Origin of the sequence: Azospirillum sp. TSH20 (assembly GCF_003115935.1) — a bacterium.
Taxonomy (GTDB): domain Bacteria; phylum Pseudomonadota; class Alphaproteobacteria; order Azospirillales; family Azospirillaceae; genus Azospirillum.
On record NZ_LGQU01000189.1, the window covers coordinates 1 to 3,635 of the forward strand.

The 3,635-nt window shown below is 68.0% G+C and carries 3 protein-coding genes and 1 pseudogene; 2 read left to right on the forward strand and 2 right to left on the reverse strand.

Features of this window, described 5'->3' with window-relative positions; all coding sequences use genetic code 11:
* The first annotated feature begins 189 nt into the window (after window positions 1-189).
* A complete protein-coding gene (locus tag TSH20_RS33575; RefSeq protein WP_109157704.1) occupies window positions 190-1,302 on the forward strand; it encodes a CoA transferase in 1,113 nt (370 codons plus the stop codon).
* A gap of 3 nt (window positions 1,303-1,305) precedes the next feature.
* Here the strand turns inward: TSH20_RS33575 and TSH20_RS33580 are convergent, their stop codons facing one another.
* Together TSH20_RS33580 and TSH20_RS33585 are read right to left on the reverse strand one after the other, a co-directional pair.
* Complete coding sequence (locus TSH20_RS33580) at window positions 1,306-2,469, reverse strand: GNAT family N-acetyltransferase (RefSeq protein ID WP_109157703.1); 1,164 nt, start codon at window positions 2,467-2,469, stop codon at window positions 1,306-1,308.
* A gap of 94 nt (window positions 2,470-2,563) precedes the next feature.
* Window positions 2,564-3,031 (reverse strand): RidA family protein, encoded by a 468-nt coding sequence (locus TSH20_RS33585; protein WP_085088381.1) that lies wholly within the window; start codon window positions 3,029-3,031, stop codon window positions 2,564-2,566.
* Window positions 3,032-3,397: 366 nt separating this feature from the next.
* Here TSH20_RS33585 and TSH20_RS33590 point away from each other — a divergent pair.
* Window positions 3,398-3,635, forward strand: a pseudogene (locus tag TSH20_RS33590) (flagellin); the annotation flags it as partial.

Genomic DNA, 3,635 nt, shown 5'->3' on the forward strand with positions numbered 1-3,635 from the left:
CCCGCTCTCAGCGGACCTACGGTCCGCCTGCCGCGTCAGCACAAAGCATAGCTTTGTGCGAGAGCTGGGCGGGGGAGGGACTGCCGCCACTCACCTGCATCAGCACTTACCCCCTCCCCTGCCCAGCGGGGGAGGGTTGGGGTGGGGGCAATCGAAGCCGACACTCCACAACCAAGAGCGAGCACCGCCATGCCCCTGCCCTTCCTGTCCGGACTGCGCGTCATCGACCTCGGCCAGTACCTGCCCGGCCCCTATGCGGCGCAGCTGCTCGGCGACCTGGGCGCCACCGTGGTGAAGGTGGAGGCGCCGGCCGGCGATCCGCTCCGCCGGCTCGGCCCCACCGACAGCGACGGCACCACCGCCGCCTACAAGCTGCTGAACGCCGGCAAGACCGTCATCCGCATCGACCTGAAGTCCGCCGACGGGCGTGCGGCACTGGAAGGGCTGCTGGCGAAGGCCGACGCGCTGATCGAAAGCTACCGGCCCGGCGTGATGGACAAGCTGGGGCTGGGGCGCGAGCGGCTGCGGGAGATCAATCCGCGACTGGTCCATGCCAGCCTGTCGGGCTGGGGCTATGACGGCCCCTATGCGACGCGGGCCGGGCACGATCTGAATTACATGGCGGTCGGCGGCGGGCTGGACGCCTCCGGACTGCCGGACCGGCCGGTCATCAGCTATCTGCCGGTGGCCGACTTCGCCTCGGCCCAGCATACGGCGCTGGCGGTGGCGGGCGCGTTGCTGGGGCGCGAACGGACGGGACAGGGCTGCTTCCTCGACCTGTCGATCATGGAATCGGTGCTGGGCTGGCAGGGCATGAACCTCACCGCGGCGGCGCGCGGCACCATGCCGAAACGCAGCGAGGCGCTGCTGTCGGGTGGCGCCGCCTGCTATCGCATCTACCGCACCGCCGACGGCCGCTTCGTCACCCTGTCGGCGCTGGAGGCCAAGTTCTGGGCCAACTTCTGCGAGGCGGTCGGCCGTCCCGACTGGATCGCCCGGCAGGAGGATCCCATGCCCCAGACCGACCTGACGGGGGAGCTGGACGCCCTGTTCGCCACCCGGACGCTGGCGGAGTGGAAGGCCCAACTCGACCCGGTGGACTGCTGTTTCGAAGCGGTTCCGGAGCTGACGGAGGTGCCGGCCCATCCGCACATCGCCGAGCGCGGACAGGTCCGCGTCACGCCGGGGCCGGAGCCGCTGGTGGAGACGCTGATGGGCCTGCGCGTCGACGGCGCCCCGCCGCCGGAGCGCGCGCCGGTGCAGGAGAGCGACGCCGCGGCGGTGCTGGCCGGCTGGGCGTAAGGCTCAGCCCTCCCGCCGGTAGGGCGACAGTTCCTCGTCCAGCGCCGCGATCTCCGCTTCCACGGCGGGGCGTTCCTGCTGCAGGTAACGCTCCACCGCGCGGCGGAAGCTGGGGTCGGCGATCCAATGGGCGCTGTAGGTCGGCACCGGCAGATAGCCGCGCTGGATTTTGTGCTCGCCCTGGGCGCCGGCCTCGACCCGCGCCAGACCACGCTCAATGGCGAAATCGAGAGCACGGTAATAGCACGCCTCGAAATGCAGGAAGCGGTAGCGCCCGTCGGAACCCCAGTTGCGGCCGTACAGCGCATCGTCGCCCAGCAGGTTCAGCGCGCCGGCCACCCATTCCCCGCCATCCTCGCACATCACCAGAACCACCCGGTCGGCCATCGTCCGGCCCAGCAGGTCGAAGAAGCGGCGGTTGAGATAGCCGCCGCCCCATTTGCGGTCGGCGGTGTCCAGGTAGAAGCGGTGGAAGGCGTCCCAATGCTCCGGCTTCAGCTCGTCGCCGGTCAGGGTGTGCAGGCGCACGCTGCTCTCCGCGACCTCGCGCCGTTCCTTGCGGATCGCCTTGCGCTTGCGGGAGTTCAGCGCCTCCAGGAACTCGTCGAAGCTGCCGTAACCACGGTTGTGCCAATGGTATTGCACACCCAGCCGCTTCAGCCAGCCGGCCTCGCCCAACCGGTCCCATTCCTGGCGCTCCGGAAAAGTGACGTGGGCGGAGGAGACGCCGTAACGCTCCGCCACCTGCTCCAGCGCCGAGATCAGCGCGTCCGCGACGGCATCGGCCCGTGGACCGGGCGCCACCAGCAGGCGCGGCCCCGGCACCGGCGTAAAGGGAACCGCCACCTGCAGCTTCGGATAATAGCTTCCGCCCGCCCGCTCATAGGCGTTGGCCCAGGCATGGTCGAAGACATATTCGCCGTAGGAATGGCTTTTCAGATAGGCCGGCACCGCGCCAACCATGCGGCCGGAGCCGTCATAGGCGGCGAGGTGGCTGGGTTGCCAGCCGGACTTGCCGGTCGCCGATCCCGATTCCTCCAGCGCCGACAGGAAGGCGTGGGAGAGGAAGGGATTGCCGGGACCGGCACAGTCGTCCCAGCCCTGCTGGTCCGCCTCGCCGATCCCGGTCAGAACCTTGACGGTGATGGCATCGTTGCCGTCGGGCATGCATGCGTCTCCTTGAACACTGGCAAGGAGGTAGGCCTCATGCCGCAAGACAGCAAGACGCCGTCACCGCCGTAAATTCCTCAGGCCACCTCCCTCAGGCCACTTCCAAAATCGCGTCGACCTCGACCGCGACATTGCCGGGCAGCGACGGAGCGCCGACGGCGGCGCGGGCATGCTGGCCGGCCTCGCCGAAGACGTCGCGCATCAGTTCCGACGCGCCGTTGATGACCAGCGGATGGTCGTGGAAATCGGCGCCGGAATTGACGAACCCGCCCAGCCGCAGCACGCGGGTGACACGGTCCAGGTCGCCGCCCAGCGCGGCCTTGGCCTGGGCCAGGATGTTCAGCGCGCACAGGCGTGCGGCTTCCTTGCCCTGCTCGACCGTGAAGTCCTGGCCGACCTTGCCGACGAACTTGCGCTCGCCGTTCCAGACCGTCACCTGACCCGAGATGTAGAGGGTGTTGCCCGAACGGGTGTAGGGCACATAGGCGGCCACCGGGGCGGCGGCCTGCGGCAACTCGATGCCCAGCTCCGCCAGGCGTGCGTCGATCCGACCGGTCATGATGCTTCTCCCTTCCCTGCTTTGGCCCGCGTCGGGGCCATGCGTTCGATGTTTGGGACGTGGTTTGGAGCCCGACCATAGCCGGGCCTGCCGGGTGGTGGGAAGATTCTTGCCGCCCGGCATCCCGGCAGAACCGTCCGTCAGCGGCAAAAGATTCCGGGAAAGTTTTTCGGACGCCGGACCGGGGAGCGCGGGCCCAACCCTGCCCTTTTTGCCGACCTATTTTTATTTGATAGCGAAATCAGTCACTTATGTCACACCACCGCAGTTGGCACGGCGCTTGAAAGAGTGGTGTCAGGAAAACGCACGTTGCCTCGCCGGTCAAATGACCAGGGGCGGGGACAGCCTCAGAAGGAGACTAGGACCATGGCCGGAAATGTGACCCTGACCGCTTCGATGCGCACGAACCTCCTGCAGCTGCAGAGCACGCAGGCCGGTATCGACAAGAAGCAGAACATCCTGTCGACGGGCAACAAGATCAACTCGGCTCTGGATGGTCCTACCGCCTTCTTCGCCGCCAAGGGTCTGAACCAGCGCGCCGGCGACCTGACGTCGCTGAAGGACGCGATGGGTCAGTCGATCAGCACCATCCAGGCCGCCGACA

Excerpts from the sequence above, each read along its gene's own strand:
- TSH20_RS33575 (WP_109157704.1), top strand. The coding sequence starts at position 190 with ATGCCCCTGCCCTTCCTGTCCGGACTGCGCGTCATCGACCTCGGCCAG.
- TSH20_RS33580 (WP_109157703.1), bottom strand. The coding sequence starts at position 2,469 with ATGCCCGACGGCAACGATGCCATCACCGTCAAGGTTCTGACCGGGATC.
- TSH20_RS33585 (WP_085088381.1), bottom strand. The coding sequence starts at position 3,031 with ATGACCGGTCGGATCGACGCACGCCTGGCGGAGCTGGGCATCGAGTTG.